Here is a 15,678-nt window from a genome sequence, read left to right as displayed (position 1 = left end):
CATGCCAAGGAACATTCCGGCAAGCTGACGGTTCGGGCCCAGGAACTTACCTTGGACAGCACAGGACGGCAGTTTCGTGGGATCGAAGAAAGTTCGTGTCGGTATCGTCGGTGTAGGCAATTGCGCATCCTCCCTGGTGCAAGGCCTTTCCTATTACCGAGACGCAAAAGGCAATGAGCCGATCCCCGGGCTGATGCATACCGATCTCGGCGGCTACCACGTCGACGACATCGAGGTCGTCTGTGCGTTCGATGTCGCCAAGGGCAAGGTCGGGTGCGACGTGGCCGATGCGATCTACAGCGCCCCGAACAACACGTTCCGTTTTGCCGATGCGGTTGCAACCGGGGTTCGCGTGGAGCGTGGCCCCACGTTGGACGGCATCGGCAAATATCTGCGCACGGAAATCGAGGAAGCGCCGGAGCCGGTTGCCAATGTCAGCGAAATCCTGCGGAACAGCGGTGCCGATGTGCTGGTCTCGTACCTGCCGGTGGGGTCGGAGGAAGCGACGCGCTTTTATGCCGAATGCGCCCTCGAGGCCGGCTGCGCCTTCGTCAACTGCATACCGGTTTTCATCGCGTCACGGCCCGAATGGCGCCTGCGTTTCGAGGAACGCGGGCTGCCGCTGGTCGGCGACGATATCAAGAGCCAGGTCGGCGCGACAATCGTGCATCGGTTGCTGGCCAATCTCTTCCGCGAGCGCGGCGTCCGCATCGACCGCACTTATCAGTTGAACTTCGGCGGCAACACCGATTTCCTCAACATGCTGGAACGCGAGCGGCTGGAATCGAAGAAGATCTCGAAGACGCAGTCCGTGACCAGCCAGTTCGATGTTCCCCTGGAGCCGGGCAACATTCATGTCGGCCCCAGTGACCATGTGCCATGGCTCACCGATCGCAAATGGGCCTACATCCGGGTTGAAGGCACGACCTTCGGTGGAGTGCCGCTCAACGCCGAACTCAAGCTGGAAGTCTGGGATTCGCCCAATTCGGCCGGCGTGGTCATCGACGCCGTGCGCTGCGCCAAGCTGGCGCTTGACCGCGGCATCGCCGGCGCGCTGACCGGTCCGTGCAGCTATTTCATGAAGTCTCCGCCTGAGCAGTTCACCGATGCCGAAGCTCGGCAGCGCACGCTCGCATTCATCACAGGCAGGGACGAGCCTATGCTCGATGCCGCGGAATGACGACGACCTTCTTCCTGATCCGGCACGCGGCACACGACAATGTCGGCTCCTATCTGGCCGGACGGATGGGCGGAGTTCGCCTTGGCGAATCCGGCAGGGCTCAGGCGGCGCATCTTGGCCGCCGCATGGCCCGCGAGCCGATTGCCGCTATCTGGTGCAGCCCACGCGAGCGCACGCAGGAAACCGCCAAGCCGATCGCGACTGCCTGTAATGTCGGCGAAATCGCGATCTGCGCCGAACTCGACGAGATCGACTTCGGCATCTGGTCGGGAAAGACGTTCGAGGAGCTGAACGGCGATGCCGGCTGGCAGGCGTGGAACAGCCGGCGGCAGGAAGCAAGCACCCCAAGCGGCGAAACCATGCTGGATGTCCAACAGCGTATCGTCTCGCTGATGGATCAGGCTCGCGAGCGGCATCAGAATCAATGCGTCGCGCTGATCAGCCATGCCGACGTGATCAAGGCAGCCATCTGCCATGTGCTTGGTCTGCCCGTCGGCGACAGCTTTCGCTTCGATATCGACCCCGCTTCCGTCACGACGATCGTGTCTGGAGACTGGGGAGCAAAGCTCATCCGCCTGAACGAACTTGCCTGACGAGGACTTGCCGGATGCAGATGGTCATTTTCGGTCTCACCGTCACGTCCTCATGGGGAAACGGCCACGCCACCCTGTGGCGCGGGCTGATCCGGGCGCTGGCCCGGTACGGCTGGTCCATCACCTTTTTCGAGCGCAACACCCCCTACTATGCCGGTGCACGGGACCTCGACCAGCTGGACGGCGGCAACATCGTGCTCTACCCGGACTGGGAGGACATCCGGAGGGTCGCGGAGCAGACGATCAAGCAATCGGACGTCGTCATCGTTACCTCCTACTGCCCCGACGCCGTGGACGCTTCGCGCCTGGCGCAGCAGGCATGCCGCGGGCTGCGCGTCTTTTACGACTTGGACACTCCGATCACGCTGGCGCGCCTCGATCAAGGTGAACGCCCGCCCTATTTCGGGCCCGAGGGGCTTGCCGATTTCGATCTCGTCCTGAGTTACACGGGCGGCTCGGCAATCGATGCACTCAAGTCGGTTCTCGGTGCACGCCACGTGGTGCCGCTCTATGGCCATGTCGATCCCGACCAACACCGGCCGGCAGTACCTAGGCCGGAATTTGCGGGCGATCTGTCCTATCTCGGGACCTATGCGGCAGATCGCCAGGCCGGCGTCGAGAAACTGCTGGTCCGTCCGGCCGCACTCCTGCCTGACCACCGCTTCATCATCGGCGGTGCACAATATCCACAGGAATTCCCGTGGAGCGACAACATCTTCTTCGTCAGGCATCTTCCGCCGGCAGATCATCCAGCCTTCTTTTCGTCGTCCCGCCTGACGCTGAATGTGACGCGCGAGGCGATGGCGCAAAAGGGGTGGTGCCCTTCGGGCCGGCTGTTCGAAGCAGCGGCATGCGGCGTGCCGATCGTCACCGACACCTGGCCGGGCCTCAGCAGTTTCTTCGAACCCGGTAGCGAGATCCTGCTGGCGTACGACACAGACGACGTGATCGCGGCGCTCAAACTGCCATCGCACGAGCTCGATGCAATTCGAAGCCGTGCGCGTGAACGGGTTCTGGACGAACACACATCCACGCGGCGCGCGGCGGAACTGGATCGCATCCTGAACGAAGCCTTGCAGAGGTCGGCCGGCGAACCGATGAAGGAAGCAGTCTGATGTTGGGCATCGTGCCCGCTGCCGGACGCGGCAGCCGCATTCAACCGCTCGGCTTCTCGAAAGAGCTGCTGCCGGTCGGGAGCCGGATCGATGGACAGACAGAGCGCCCATGTGCCGTAAGCGAGTACCTGGTGCGGCGGATGGTGCGCGCCGGCGTCGACAAGGTCTGTTTCATCATCGGATCGGGTAAATCCGACATTCTCGAATACTATGCCGCGGGCTACGGAGCGGCGACCGCTCTGTTCGTGGTACAACCCAACCCTGTTGGCCTTTGCGACGCCATCTTCCGGGCAGCACCCCTCGTCGCACCGGACGAGACGGTGTTGATCGGGCTTCCCGATACGATCTGGTTTCCCGAAGACGGCTTCTGCCGTCTGCCGGACGACCGGCTGTCATTCCTGCTCTTCCCGGTGGATCGGCCGGAATTCTTCGATGCTGTGGTTCTCGACGAGGAGGGCCGGGTGCGGGAAATCCAGGTCAAGCGGCAGGACGCGGCGACGAACTGGATATGGGGCGCGTTCAAGATGCCGGGCCATGTCCTGCACCAGCTCGCGGCACTCTGGCGCGAGCGGGATTGCTATGACGAATATATCGGCACGTTGATCAACGCCTACCTGACGGCGGGCGGTCAGGCGTATGGGGTGAAGGCAGGGGCCGCCTACGTCGATGTCGGCACTTTCAACGGTTATCGCGCGGCCCTTCGGCTGCTCGACGACGATGCTGCGTCCAAACAGCACCGGCCCACGATGATCGCGCCTACGGCACATTCGCATGCCGTTCCGGGCGAAGGAGCTTAGCCATGCTGCATTCCCATGCTGAAATCCAACGCCGTATCGATGCCCTCGGCCCATGGTTCCACAACATGGAACTGGCCGGCGTCGAAACTGCTCCGGACCATTTTCTCGGTAACTACCCGCTGGTCAAATGGCGCAAGTTCGCCTATGCCATTCCAGCCGACCTGTCCGGCAAGTCCGTGCTCGATATCGGCTGCAATGCCGGTTTCTATTCCATCGAAATGAAACGGCGCGGCGCCGGTCGCGTCCTCGGCATCGATTTCGACGAGGCCTATCTGGCACAGGCGCGCTTTGCCGCCGAGATCGCGGACTGCGACATCGAGTTCCAGAAGCTTTCGGTTTATGACGTCGGCGCCCTGCGCGAGACATTCGACATCGTGCTGTTCATGGGGGTTCTTTACCACCTGCGCCATCCCCTGCTCGCGCTCGACCTGATCCGCGGGCATGTCGCCGGCGACCTGATGATCTTCCAGTCCATGCAACGCGGCAGCGCCGATCTGCCTGCGCTTGAGCAGAATTATCATTTCTGGACGCACGACCTGTTCGAGCGGCCGGAATTTCCGAAACTGCATTTCATCGAACATCGATATGCCGACGATCCGACCAATTGGTGGATTCCCAACCGCGCCTGCACCGAAGCGATGTTGCGCAGCGCCGGCTTCGAGATTTTTTTGCACCCCGAGCAGGAGGTTTATTTTTGCCGTTCCGCCGGCGATCCGGCCGGCGGCGGCGCCGTCTACCCGTCGAAAGGACAGATCCATGATTGAAGCCGCGATGATCTGGAACGAGCCCAACAACAAATCGCATTGGGATCCCGAGCTCGACCCCGATTGGAGCCGCTTCGCCGCCATGGCAATGTTGTCGGCGGATGCGATAGCGTCCGAGAACCCGGCCCTGACCAAGGTGCTCGGCGGCATCTCTCCGATCGACCCCGGCTTCGTCACGCGCATGAAGGAACTCAGATTGCTGGACCACGTCGATGCCGTCGCGGTGCATGGCTTTCCGCTCGACTGGAACCTGTGGCAGATCCAGGAATGGCCACAGAAGATCGGTGAGATCGCGGCCGTCACCGATCTCCCGATCTGGGTCAGCGAAGTTGGCGTATCGACCTTCGGCGCCGACGAGATCCAGGTCTGGGGCCTCAGGCGCACCGCTGAATTGCTGCTCGGCAACGCTCCGCGCATCCAGTGGTACAGCCTTTATGATCTTCCGCGCGAATGGGAAGCAACAACGCGCCATCGCGAAGCGGAAGGCTCCTCCTACTATCGTCACTTCCATATGGGGCTGCTGCGCCAGGACGGCACGCCAAAACCGGCACTGGAGGAATTCCTGCGCCATACGCCCGAGATGGGGCTGGTGCAGTGGTTTCATTTCGAGGACCCGCGGCTGGACGACGCCGTCGCCTGGATGAAGCGGCTCGGGGTCACCAATATGCGGACCGGACTTTCCTGGGCCGACAGTTTCAGGCCGAATGCATTGAACTGGTTCGACCGACAGATGGAAGCGCTCGCCGATTTCGACGTGACCGTCACCTTCTGCTTCACGCCAGAGCATCGCGGGATGATGCCTCACCACACCAGTCCGCCGCTGGTGCCGGAGGAATTCGCCGAATTCTGTGCAACCATGATCCGCCGCTACGCGCCCGGCGTGGCTTCCACGTCGAAGCGGCGAGCCTCGGCAGCGTGAGGCTCCCATGCATCAACCGTCGGCAACCCTGGGCGAATTCGCGGCGCTGTTGACGGGCAGTGACGCAGCTCATGGCTCCGCCCTCATGGTCGTCGTCGCGCATCCGGACGACGAGACAATCGGCATCGGCGGGCATCTTGCCGGACTGCGGTCATGCCGCATCGTCCATGTCACGGACGGAGCACCACGCGATCTTGCCGACGCGCAAGCGCATGGTTTCGAGACATGGCAGGACTATGCCGATGCCCGCCGTGCGGAACTGACGGAAGCCTTGGCCGCGGCCGGCATATCGCCATCGGGCCTGACCGCTCTTGGCTATCCCGACAAGGAGGCTGCGGCGAATCTCGTGGCGCTCGCGCAGGAACTCGCCTGCCTTGTTTGCGAACCCGACATCCGCTTCGTCTGCACACATCCTTTCGAGGGAGGCCATCCCGACCACGACGCGACCGCTTTTGCCGTTCACGCGGCCTGCCATCTTCTGCGCCGTGACCGCCGGCCCGTGCCCACCATCATCGAAATGGCCTTTTATTCGGCTGGCCCGGACGGCCCGGTATTTCAGGATTTCGCCAGCGGCACCGGCAGTGATCGCATAGAGGTCTGCCTGACCGAAGCGGCCTTTCAGCAAAAGCAGCGCATGCTGGCCAGCCACCTGACGCAGCAGCGGACGCTGGCGCCGTTCTCGACCCGCACCGAGCGTTTCCGGCTGGCGCCGACCTATGATTTCCTGAAGCTGCCCAACGAGGGCAGGCTCTACTATGAATCGCTGCCGCTGGGTTTCGAGCCCGGCACCTGGCTGCATGCAAGCGCCCGTGCTCACGAGGCGCTCCGGCTCGACCAGCCATGACGCTCACAGTGCTCAATGTTGCCTATCCTCTCGCGCCGGTGGGACCGAACGCCGTTGGCGGCGCCGAGCAGGTGCTGTCAATGCTCGATCAGGCCCTGACCCGCGCCGGTCACCGGTCCATCGTCATCGGCTGCCAGGGTTCCAGTGCAAGCGGCATTCTGGTGGAAACGCCCGCCGAAGCCGGCGTGCTCGACCAGTCAGCAAAAAACCGGGCACAGGAGTCCCATCGCGCCGCGATCGCCGCTGCCCGCGCCCAATGGCCGATCGACGTGGTTCACCTGCATGGCATCGACTTCGACGCCTACCTGCCTGCCGACGGTCCGACCCTGGTGACGCTTCACCTGCCGCTCGACTGGTATCCGGCCGGGGCGCTGCGCCCAGGGCGCGACGATCTCTGGCTTCACGCCGTCTCGTCAGCCCAGCAAAGAACCGCACCGCCGGACGCAAGCTTGGTTGCCCCGATCCCGAATGGTGTCGATATCGACGCGCTGAACCAGCCGCGGCCCAGGGGCGACTTCGCCGTCGTGCTCAGCCGCATCTGCCCGGAAAAGGGCATACACCTGGCATTGGATGCCGCCAGGCAGGCTGATGTGCCGCTGGTCATCGGCGGGCGGGTCTATCCTTACGAGACGCATACCCAGTACTTTCGCGATGAGGTCGAACCTCGCCTCGATCGTCGGCGCCGCTTCCTCGGTCCGCTCGGCTTCATCGCCAAGCGGCGCTTGCTCAATGCAGCACGCTGCCTGGTCGTTCCGAGCCTCGCCGCCGAGACCAGTTCGCTGGTCGCGATGGAAGCACTCGCCTGCGGCACACCGGTGATCGCCTTTCCAAATGGTGCGCTTCCCGAAGTGGTCGAGCACGGCAAGACCGGCTTTATCGTCAACAATGTCGACGAGATGGCGCAAGCAATTGTCGCGGCACCCAGCCTTGATGCCGAGACGTGCCGAAGCGAGGCGCGCCGGCGGTTTTCGCTCGAGCGCATGGTCTCGTTCTACATGAGCGCCTATCTGGCGCTGGCCCGGCTCGGCGCCGACCGCAGGCGTCTCGCCGCGGTGCGGTGAAAGAGCAGATGCTGCGCAGCGAGATCATCGGCGATCCAGAGCAATTGCATGCACTGGCGCCGCACTGGTGGAACCTGTGGGAGCAGAGTTCGTCGGCGACGCCCTTTCAATGTCCCGCTTGGCTGCTGCCGTGGTGGCGCACATTCGCTCCGGGGGAGCTGGCGACGGTCGCCATCTGGCGCGGCAACGATCTGGTGGGCCTGGCGCCGCTCTATCTCGAACATGGCACGGAAGGCTCGAAACTGCTTCCGATCGGCATTTCCCTCAGCGACTATCTGGACGTGCTGTGTGTGCCCGGCAGCGAGGCCCAGGTCGCCACTGCCCTTGCAGAGAAGATACTCTCGATCGAGTGGTCGCAGTGGATCCTGCCGGATCTGCCGCAAGGCAGTGCCGGTCTGGCGATCGAACATCCCGAATTGAAAGCCGATGGACTGGTCGGCCACGCCGTTTGTCCCGTGCTTGCCACCGACGGCGATGAAACGCTGGCGGGCTGCGTCCCTGCCCGGCGCAGACGCCAGTTGCGCCGGGCGCGCCGCGCCGCATCCAGACGCGGCCGGGTCGAGTTGTCGCCGGTACGAGGCGATCCTCAACTGTTCCTCGACCACCTGATAGGCCTGCACGGCGCGCGCTGGGCCGGAAACGGAGGCGGCGTGCTGGCCGACCTCGCCGTCGAGCAATTCCACAGGTGCTCGCTTCCCCTGCTCGACGCTCGAGATCTGACCCGACGCTGGGTGCTCGCCATCGACGGCAAGCCAATCGGCGTCTACTACGGATTTCACCATCGCGGCCGTGCCTATGCCTATCTTGGCGGTTTCGATCCTGCCTATGCCGAGGAAAGTCCAGGCGCGATCCTGGTCGGCCACGCAATCGCCGAATCGATCCGCGAAGGTGCGCGCGAGTTCGACTTCCTGCGCGGCCAGGAGCCGTACAAATATGGCTGGGGCGCTGGCGACAGGTGGACGATGCGAAGGACTTGGACGCGGAAATGAGACCATGGTTTCGATGGAACCAACATCCGTGCGCCGCCGGATAGCGGTCAGGCTGGCGGTCGAGGACTGTATGGCGGACGCTGTCAGTGCCGAGGCCGTCATCGCCAGGCTGGCGCTGCATCTCCACCCAGGCATCGGGGCAGTCGAATTGGCGAAGATCGTGGCGGAGATCGATCCGGTCGATACTCGAGACAGGGAAAGGCTCCAGCAGATAGCCGGGCTGCTTCGCCGCGGATCGGAGGTTTTTGCCACGTTGCAGAAAACGGGTTCTGCCGTTCGTCACGAACGCGACGACGACGAGACGGATGCAGATGTCGTGACGCGGCTGGCCTCGGGCTTTGATGCCGCGGCAGCGATTTCCCGGGTGGCGAGTGTCCAGTTGGCTTCCCTTGGCGATGAGGAAAGGCTGGCAGCCACGACCGACGAAATCGTTGCATGGCTGACAGCGCAAGACTTCACCGGCGCTGGACGCAGCATTCTGGACATCGGTTGCGGCATCGGGCGTTTCGAACGCGCGCTGTCGGCGTCCTGTGGGCGGGTCGTCGGTATCGACATATCGTCGAGGATGATATCGATCGCCCGTGAGCAATGCGCAGCGCTTGGCAATGTAGAGTTGCGGCGGACCTCAGGCCTGGATCTGGCGGAGTTCGGCGACGCGAGTTTCGACTGCGTTCTGGCGGTCGACAGTTTCCCCTATTTGGTGCTAGCCGGCGTGGCGGAGCGGCATTTCGGCGAAATTGCGCGCGTCCTCAAAAGGCCGGGCAGGCTGGCCTTGCTGAACTACTCATATCGCGAATCACTGTTTTTGGACCGCTCCGATATATGTCGCCTGGCGCAACGTCACGGATTGCAGGTCCTCGTCGATGGCGAAAAGCCGTTTCGGCTGTGGGACGGCGACGCCTTCCTGCTTGCCGGCGTGACGGAACATTACCAGCCAATGCCAGTTCGGGCGTCGAACACAGCGACGCTGAAGAGCGGCGCCAATTCGAAGGAGGACAGCATGGCATCCGGCAGCAAGAAACATATCGGCCGTGGCAGCCACGGCAAAGGGGCCGGCGCCGGAGCAATGACCGAACTGGCCAAGGACAAGATCGAAGAGAATGCCGTTTTATCCAACAGGGACAAGAAGCAGCACAGCGAGGAACGCGGCCTGGACGGCAATCAGATCAAGTCCGATCAATATCAGGATCATGCCGCAAATCGATTGCCGAAGGACTGAAAGCGCCGCAGTGGATCTGTGACCTCGGCAATCGAGAGTGGAAGAAAAACCTGTGCAACGGCTGCCGGCAAGGGTTTCGGCACCGGGCATCTCCTTGTAATGGCGGTTGCTTGTCATCACAATAGGATGACGGACTGCCATCCATCCAGCCAGGGAATACGATGTCTCGTTCGAGCGATGATAGAATGGACCCGCGCGCAGGAATGGCGATGGATCAGGAGATTGCCTCTCTGCTGATCGCGATCGAGCAGGAAAAGGTTCCTGATCGCTTGACCAGACTGGCGATCGAACTGCAAAACGCGCTCCTTGCGAAACGCCGGCGCGACATAAAGAACTGACTATCTGCGGCTGTCGGCATCGATATCGATCTGCCCGTCCGACAGATGATTTCGTCTTTCCATCAGCGTCTGCAGCGAACTCTCCCCCAGGAACTCAAGAACGGCGGCGCGGGCACGGTTGAGCCGGCTTTTGACCGTTCCCACCGCACAGCCACATATCTCGGCCGTCTCCTCATAGCTGACACCTAGGACGCCGATCAGCATCAGCACCTCGCGCTGGTGTTCAGGGAGCCTCTGGATGGCGCCGTGAACTTCCTTGCTCTGAACGGTCCATTCCTGTGTGGCTTCCGAAATCGGCCTCGAGGACGCGCAGTCGAGCAGGCCAGGCGCTTCCCTGGCCGCGACCTTGACCCGGGTGTAGTAGGTGTTGCGCATGATCGTGAAGAGCCACGACTTCATGCGCGTGCCGGGTTCGAACTTGTCGATGTTGGCAAGGCCCTTCGTCAACGTTTCCTGCACCAGATCGTCGGCATCGTCGGGGATACGGCAGAAGGTGCGCGCGAAAGCCCGTAGCGCGGGTATCAGGTCAACGATGGAAACTTCATGGGTTTCCTGGTCGGCCAAAAGATAGCCTTCGCCTGACAATGGTCCAGCTCCCAGAAAGAAGTATGAATGCAGACCCCAGCTAAATGCATGGACGTTTGTATCGTTCCGGGCGTTGAAGACAACTCTCCAGAAAATTCTGATGCGGCCGAACGATCCTGCTGCGGCCGCGCCCCCCTTGCGCGCCGTCCACCAGCGTGTTCGCGCTGGCTTAGGATAGCGCGACGCGCCGTTGTGCGGGAACAAAGCCATGCACCGGCAGTTCGGCGCCTTGAGCCAAGTCAGCCCACGGGCGTCAATCGAGGAAAAAATCATGGCCAAATCCGCACACCGTTCAGTTCCCAAATCGGCGCGTATGCACGATCAGAATGCCGCGCGCGCAAATGGCGGCGAATTGCACCAGATCGCGGAAGCCGACACGCCTGTTCTCACGACTGCCCTGGGAACGCCTGTCTCCGACGACCAGAACACATTGCGGATTGGCGAGCGCGGACCGTCTCTGATCGAGGACTCCCACTTTCGCGACAAGATCTTCCACTTCGATCACGAACGCATCCCGGAAAGGATGGTGCATGCCCGCGGTTACGGCGCTCATGGCTATTTCGAGACTTATGAATCGCTGGCCAAATACACGCGTGCCGACATTTTCCAGCGCGCCGGCGAAAAGACGCCTGCCTTCGTGCGGTTCTCGACCGTTGCCGGCAACAAGGGCTCGTTCGATCTCGCCCGAGACGTGCGCGGTTTTGCCGTCAAGCTCTACACCAAGGAAGGCAATTGGGACCTCGTCGGCAACAACATTCCCGTGTTCTTCATCCAGGACGCCATCAAATTTCCGGACCTCATCCATGCTGCCAAGCAGGAGCCAGACCGGGCTTTCCCGCAGGCCCAGACCGCACATGACAATTTCTGGGATTTCATCAGCCTGATGCCGGAATCGATGCACATGGTCATGTGGATCATGTCGGATCGAGCGATACCGCGCTCCTTCCGTTTCATGCAAGGCTTTGGCGTCCACACGTTCCGCCTCGTCAATGCCGACGACGAATCCACATTCGTCAAATTCATCTGGAAGCCGAAACTCGGCATGCAGTCGGTGATCTGGAACGAAGCGGTCAAGATCAATGGCGCCGATCCCGACTTCCACCGCCGCGACCTGTGGGAAGCGATCCAGTCAGGAAACTTCCCGGAATGGGAGCTGACGGTGCAATTGTTCGACCAGGATTTTGCCGACAGCTTCGACTTCGACATCTTGGACGCTACGAAGATCATCCCTGAAGAGATCATTGAGCCAATCCCGGTCGGGCGGCTGGTGCTCGACCGTATGCCGGACAATTTCTTCGCCGAGACCGAGCAGGTTGCATTCATGACCCAGAACGTGCCGCCCGGGATCGACTTCTCCAACGACCCGCTTCTGCAGGGCCGCAACTTCTCCTATCTCGACACCCAGTTGAAGCGGCTGGGCAGCCCGAACTTCACCCATATTCCAATCAACGCTCCGAAATGCCCCTTCGCACATTTTCAGCAGGACGGGCACATGGCCATGCACAACCCGGTCGGCCGCGCCAACTATGAGCCGAATTCGTGGGGATCGGGTCCCCGCGAGGATCCGCAACGCGGCTTCCGCTCTTTCGCCGACGCCGAAGAGGGGCAGAAGGTGCGTCTGCGGGCGGAGAGCTTCGCCGACCACTACAGCCAAGCGCGGCAATTCTTCAACAGCCAGACAGCGCCGGAGCAACGCCATATCGCCATGGCGCTGACATTCGAATTGAGCAAGGTGCAGGCACCGGCGATCCGCGAACGCATGGTGGCGCATCTGCTGAACATAGACGAAACGCTGGCGACTCAAGTCGCCTACAAGCTTGGCATTCGAAACATGCCCGACCCTGCCGAGGCCGCCGTCCCGCCGCGCGACGACCTGCCGCCGTCTCCGGCTCTCAGCATTATCGAGAACGGCCCCGACAGTTTCAAAGGCCGCAAGGTCGGCGTCTTGCTGAGCGACGGGGCCGACACGGCCCTTTTCGAACAACTTCGCTCGGCCATCGAAACGGAAGGCGCGGTCATGGAGGTGATAGCGCCCAAGGTGGGCGGCGTCGAGGCCGCAGACGGCACCCACATCGAAGCCAGACACATGATCGACGGCGGTCCGTCGGTCCTGTTCGACGCCGTGGTACTGCTCCTGTCCGAGCCGGGCGCCGAGTTGTTGGTCAAGGAGGCAGCCGCGAAGGACTTCGTGTCGGATGCCTTTGCGCATTGCAAATTCATCGGCTTCACACCGGGAGCCGCGCCTCTGCTGGCCAAGGCAGGCGTCGCAGCCGATGCCGATGAGGGATTGATGCGGCTGGACTCCGCAGCCTCCGCCAACACATTCGTGCAGGCTTGCCGCAAGCTGCGGCTGTGGGCCCGGGAAGCGGCCGTCAAGCTGTGACGCTATCGACCGGCACGGATTCCCGTCCGTGAGCGGCGGTTCGGCCAGCGGGATTCCAGTCGGTGCGGGCTAGGGGCGGTCTTGCTCCTTGGCCTCCCGCTGTTTTCTCAGCACTTCGTCGGTTCCGACCAGCTTCTTGGCTCCGCCTGGAATGGAGGTGGACACCACCGCTGGCGGGTCGCTTGCGGGAAAGGAATCTTCCAGACCGGCCTGCAGCTGATCCTCCAGCGTTTGCGGCTCTTCCGAGCGGCCGGGGGTTCTGCGGTCCTCTATCTTTTCCAGCGGTTGCTTCTTATCCGGCGATTCGTTCGCGTTCCTGATCCAGGCATAAAGCTGTTCGATCGCGAATTCCTTGATTGCCTCGAAATCGGCTCGATCGTCCTTGGTCGCCTCGATCTGATCGACCATGGCTTTCTCGAACCGGGCAAGGCTATCACCCCCGCAGGCCCGGGAAAGACGCAACAATGCCTCATGCAGCATCATCGGGGCGAAACGAGCCGAAGCCTCGAGTCTCAGTTGCTCTAAATGCTCTTGAGTGGCGGCTTGGAGCTTTGACATGGACAGCCCTTTCTCTCACACGCATTTCAACGAGAGTTGACCGTGGATGTTCCACTGCGCCTGAACGTCCTTTCCGCGCCGGCGAACTACATGAACCAGGTCGCCACCAGTCCCGCGGACGCCGCAAAGACCGCTATGGTCGTCACGCCACCCAGAATGTTGGTGGCCCTGCTGTTGACCTTGTCGCCCATGATCTTGCGATTGTTGGTCATGATGAGCATGAGAAACAGCAGAGGTGGCGTTGAAAAACCCTGCACGATGCCGGACCAGACCAAGGCTTTCATCGGGTTGAAGCCAAAGAAATTGAGAACGACCGCCACCAAGGTGATCACTCCCGTCGCGATGTAGAATTTGGGCGCGTGCCGGGGCTTGGCGTTCAGGCCATTCTTCCACCCCATGGCCTGGGCGAAATCGAAAGCGGCGCCGGCCGTCATGACCGGCACCGCCAGGAAACCGACGCCGATCACCCCGGCCGCAAAGAGAATTCCCGCCGCGTCGCCCGCAAGCGGCCGCAGCACTTCGGCCGCCTGCGCTGCCGTTTCGATCTGGGTATGCCCCGCCTCGTAGAGCGTCGATCCGGTCGAAAGGATGATGAAATACATGATCAGGTTGGAAAAGATCATGCCGATCAGGATATCGCGCCGGGACCGGCGGAGTTCACCCTCGGTGGCTCCCTTGCGCTCTTCGAGGCTCGTCCTGCCCTTGGCGATCTCCTCCTCCACCTCCTGATTGGACTGCCAGGTGTAGAGATAGGCGGACAGCGTCGTGCCGATGATGGCGACGATGATGGACAGATATTCGCGGCTGAACTCGATTTTCGGCAGCAAGGTGCCGCGCAGCACCGAGACCACATCCGGCTTGGCGAGCACAGCGGAGACCACATAGGCGAGCAGGGCCAGTGCCAACCATCGGAATATGTTGCGGATTAGCTTGTAGGATCCGAACATCTGCAAGGCAAAAATAATCATCGCGACACCGATGACGACCGAGTTTGAAGGCAGCGGAACGAACAGCACGACAGCCGCCGACATCGCGCCAAGGTCGGCGGCTGCCTCGATCGTGTTGCCGATCAGCACGCCCACCAGCACGGACCACAGCAGCCAACGCGGATAGAAATCGGAAATGACCTTGAAAAGACCACGGCCCGACACCTGGCCAAGTTTGGACGAGAGATAGACGACGATGTACATCATCGGGAGAGTGACAGGAGCCGTCCACAAAAGGTCGGGCCCGAACCGGGCTCCGGCACTCGCATAGGTGCCAATGGCCGAGCAATCGTCGTCAGCCGCCCCAGTGATCAGTCCGAGCCCGAGAGCGCGTGTGATGCCGCCGTCTTTTCGCTCTCCCTCGCTTCGGCCGGCATCGTCAGCTGCTCCACTCATGGGAGATGCGTGTCCAATGAGACCACACGGGAAAAAATCATGTCGATTGTTCCGACCAAGTGCCGATGCCGAGATTGAGGTTCGAACCTCCGGTCAAGCTTTTTGTTCCTGTGGAAGCCAACCGCCAATGAAACGCAGCGCCCGCCTTGGCCGTTGATGCGGCTGGAGCCGCATCGCCTTGAAGATCGACATGGATATGCCTGGGACCGACGGTCGAAAAGAGTGCGGTGAGGCTCTTCACCCGCACCTTCCCCTCGCCGGCCTGATCTATGGCGGGGCGGCGCTGCTCATGGCGACCCTCTGGATCCGGGAAAGCGGAAGACGGCAGGCCCGACACGACCTGCGTGCCGTCTGACACCGAAGAATCGAAACAAAAAGCCAACCGCGGGGCGATCCACAGCCGCTGTCAGGCGGAACCTCGTCCCGGTAATTGCGTCTCTTCGCTGACCTGCTTCCGCAGCTCCTCACGCGCGCGTTCCACTTGGCCCTCGCCCGCGGATTGCGAGGCGCTGCGCCCCGACCGATCCAGCCTGTCCAACTCGTGCTCGACCGTTTGGCGAGAGCCCTCCGCCGGATCCTCTTCCGGATGGCTGTCCGCAGCCTGTTCCTGCCGCGTCTCTTCCCTGCCTCGGCGGTCGTTGCGCGTCGCGTCCTGGCTGCGATCGTCCTTGCCTGCGACGCTTCGATTTCCGCCGGCCGTTTTGTCTGTGTTGCTCATGGCTAGTTCCTAAGCTTTCGCGACGTGGAACCGTCCGATGCGCGTCCCGCGCCTTTGCCTGGAGAAACGGACATATCCGCCATTTGGTTGCGCTCCCGGCGCGCAAGCATCGGCCCGGCGCCAATCGCATGGCGGAGAAAAGCCGGCCATCGTTGCCAAGCATCCTTTTACAGCGATTCGCGTTATCGCCTTGGCATCCATGGGGATTTCACATGGCAAGATGCACGGGCCCG

17 protein-coding genes and 1 pseudogene are annotated in these 15,678 nt (G+C 62.1%); 13 read left to right on the top strand and 5 right to left on the bottom strand.

What is annotated here, in order from left to right:
* Positions 1-76 precede the first annotated feature (76 nt).
* From FJ959_RS05320 to FJ959_RS05270, 12 genes and pseudogenes are all read left to right on the top strand, one after another.
* Positions 77-1,180, top strand: a complete 1,104-nt coding sequence (locus FJ959_RS05320; RefSeq protein WP_140564421.1) for an inositol-3-phosphate synthase — start codon at positions 77-79, stop codon at positions 1,178-1,180.
* Positions 1,177-1,773, top strand: coding sequence for a histidine phosphatase family protein (locus tag FJ959_RS05315; RefSeq protein WP_140564422.1), 597 nt, complete (start codon positions 1,177-1,179; stop codon positions 1,771-1,773). The genes FJ959_RS05320 and FJ959_RS05315 overlap by 4 nt, the downstream gene beginning before the upstream one ends.
* Positions 1,774-1,787: 14 nt before the next feature.
* The gene (locus FJ959_RS05310; RefSeq protein ID WP_140628895.1) at positions 1,788-2,888 is read left to right on the top strand and encodes a glycosyltransferase; all 1,101 of its coding nucleotides are present in this window, start codon (positions 1,788-1,790) and stop codon (positions 2,886-2,888) included.
* Complete coding sequence (locus FJ959_RS05305; protein ID WP_140497394.1) at positions 2,888-3,685, top strand: sugar phosphate nucleotidyltransferase; 798 nt, start codon at positions 2,888-2,890, stop codon at positions 3,683-3,685. The genes FJ959_RS05310 and FJ959_RS05305 overlap by 1 nt, the downstream gene beginning before the upstream one ends.
* A gap of 2 nt (positions 3,686-3,687) precedes the next feature.
* Positions 3,688-4,449 carry a TIGR04290 family methyltransferase gene (locus tag FJ959_RS05300; protein WP_140497392.1) on the top strand — a complete coding sequence of 254 codons (762 nt, stop codon included), beginning with the start codon at positions 3,688-3,690 and terminating at the stop codon, positions 4,447-4,449.
* A complete protein-coding gene (locus FJ959_RS05295; RefSeq protein WP_140497390.1) occupies positions 4,442-5,368 on the top strand; it encodes a beta-xylosidase in 927 nt (308 codons plus the stop codon). Before FJ959_RS05300 ends, FJ959_RS05295 begins: the two co-directional genes overlap by 8 nt.
* A gap of 7 nt (positions 5,369-5,375) precedes the next feature.
* On the top strand, positions 5,376-6,212 hold the full coding sequence (locus FJ959_RS05290; protein ID WP_140628892.1) for a PIG-L family deacetylase: 837 nt from the start codon (positions 5,376-5,378) through the stop codon (positions 6,210-6,212).
* On the top strand, positions 6,209-7,273 hold the full coding sequence (locus FJ959_RS05285) for a glycosyltransferase family 4 protein (protein WP_140628889.1): 1,065 nt from the start codon (positions 6,209-6,211) through the stop codon (positions 7,271-7,273). Before FJ959_RS05290 ends, FJ959_RS05285 begins: the two co-directional genes overlap by 4 nt.
* An 8-nt stretch (positions 7,274-7,281) precedes the next feature.
* Complete coding sequence (locus FJ959_RS05280; protein ID WP_140564426.1) at positions 7,282-8,262, top strand: GNAT family N-acetyltransferase; 981 nt, start codon at positions 7,282-7,284, stop codon at positions 8,260-8,262.
* Positions 8,207-9,049, top strand: a pseudogene (locus tag FJ959_RS32055) (methyltransferase domain-containing protein); the annotation flags it as partial. The gene FJ959_RS05280 and the pseudogene FJ959_RS32055, both read left to right, overlap by 56 nt.
* A 213-nt stretch (positions 9,050-9,262) precedes the next feature.
* The gene (locus tag FJ959_RS32050; protein ID WP_224519089.1) at positions 9,263-9,481 is read left to right on the top strand and encodes a hypothetical protein; all 219 of its coding nucleotides are present in this window, start codon (positions 9,263-9,265) and stop codon (positions 9,479-9,481) included.
* A gap of 185 nt (positions 9,482-9,666) precedes the next feature.
* Positions 9,667-9,819 carry a hypothetical protein gene (locus tag FJ959_RS05270; RefSeq protein WP_181165412.1) on the top strand — a complete coding sequence of 51 codons (153 nt, stop codon included), beginning with the start codon at positions 9,667-9,669 and terminating at the stop codon, positions 9,817-9,819.
* Here FJ959_RS05270 and FJ959_RS05265 read toward each other — a convergent pair whose 3' ends face one another.
* Entirely contained in the window at positions 9,820-10,383 is a 564-nt protein-coding gene (locus tag FJ959_RS05265; RefSeq protein WP_140498076.1) for a sigma-70 family RNA polymerase sigma factor, read from the bottom strand.
* 292 nt (positions 10,384-10,675) lie between these two features.
* On the opposite strand from FJ959_RS05265, the gene FJ959_RS05260 reads away from it, so the two are divergent.
* Positions 10,676-12,787 (top strand): catalase, encoded by a 2,112-nt coding sequence (locus tag FJ959_RS05260; RefSeq protein ID WP_140628883.1) that lies wholly within the window; start codon positions 10,676-10,678, stop codon positions 12,785-12,787.
* Positions 12,788-12,856: 69 nt separating this feature from the next.
* Here the strand turns inward: FJ959_RS05260 and FJ959_RS05255 are convergent, their stop codons facing one another.
* The 4 genes from FJ959_RS05255 to FJ959_RS05240 form a co-directional block, all read right to left on the bottom strand.
* Positions 12,857-13,345, bottom strand: a complete 489-nt coding sequence (locus tag FJ959_RS05255; RefSeq protein ID WP_140497376.1) for a hypothetical protein — start codon at positions 13,343-13,345, stop codon at positions 12,857-12,859.
* An 86-nt stretch (positions 13,346-13,431) separates the two neighbouring features.
* Positions 13,432-14,727, bottom strand: a complete 1,296-nt coding sequence (locus FJ959_RS05250) for an Nramp family divalent metal transporter (RefSeq protein WP_140628881.1) — start codon at positions 14,725-14,727, stop codon at positions 13,432-13,434.
* A gap of 37 nt (positions 14,728-14,764) precedes the next feature.
* Entirely contained in the window at positions 14,765-14,968 is a 204-nt protein-coding gene (locus tag FJ959_RS31565) for a hypothetical protein (RefSeq protein ID WP_181167659.1), read from the bottom strand.
* Between the two features lie 165 nt (positions 14,969-15,133).
* A complete protein-coding gene (locus FJ959_RS05240) occupies positions 15,134-15,445 on the bottom strand; it encodes a hypothetical protein (RefSeq protein ID WP_140497373.1) in 312 nt (103 codons plus the stop codon).
* Between the last annotated feature and the right edge of the window lie 233 nt (positions 15,446-15,678).

It is taken from the genome of Mesorhizobium sp. B2-2-4 (assembly GCF_006442375.1).
Classification (GTDB): Bacteria; Pseudomonadota; Alphaproteobacteria; order Rhizobiales; family Rhizobiaceae; genus Mesorhizobium.
The sequence above is the reverse complement of the archived record's forward strand: the minus strand, read 5'-3'. Positions and strand labels throughout refer to the sequence as shown.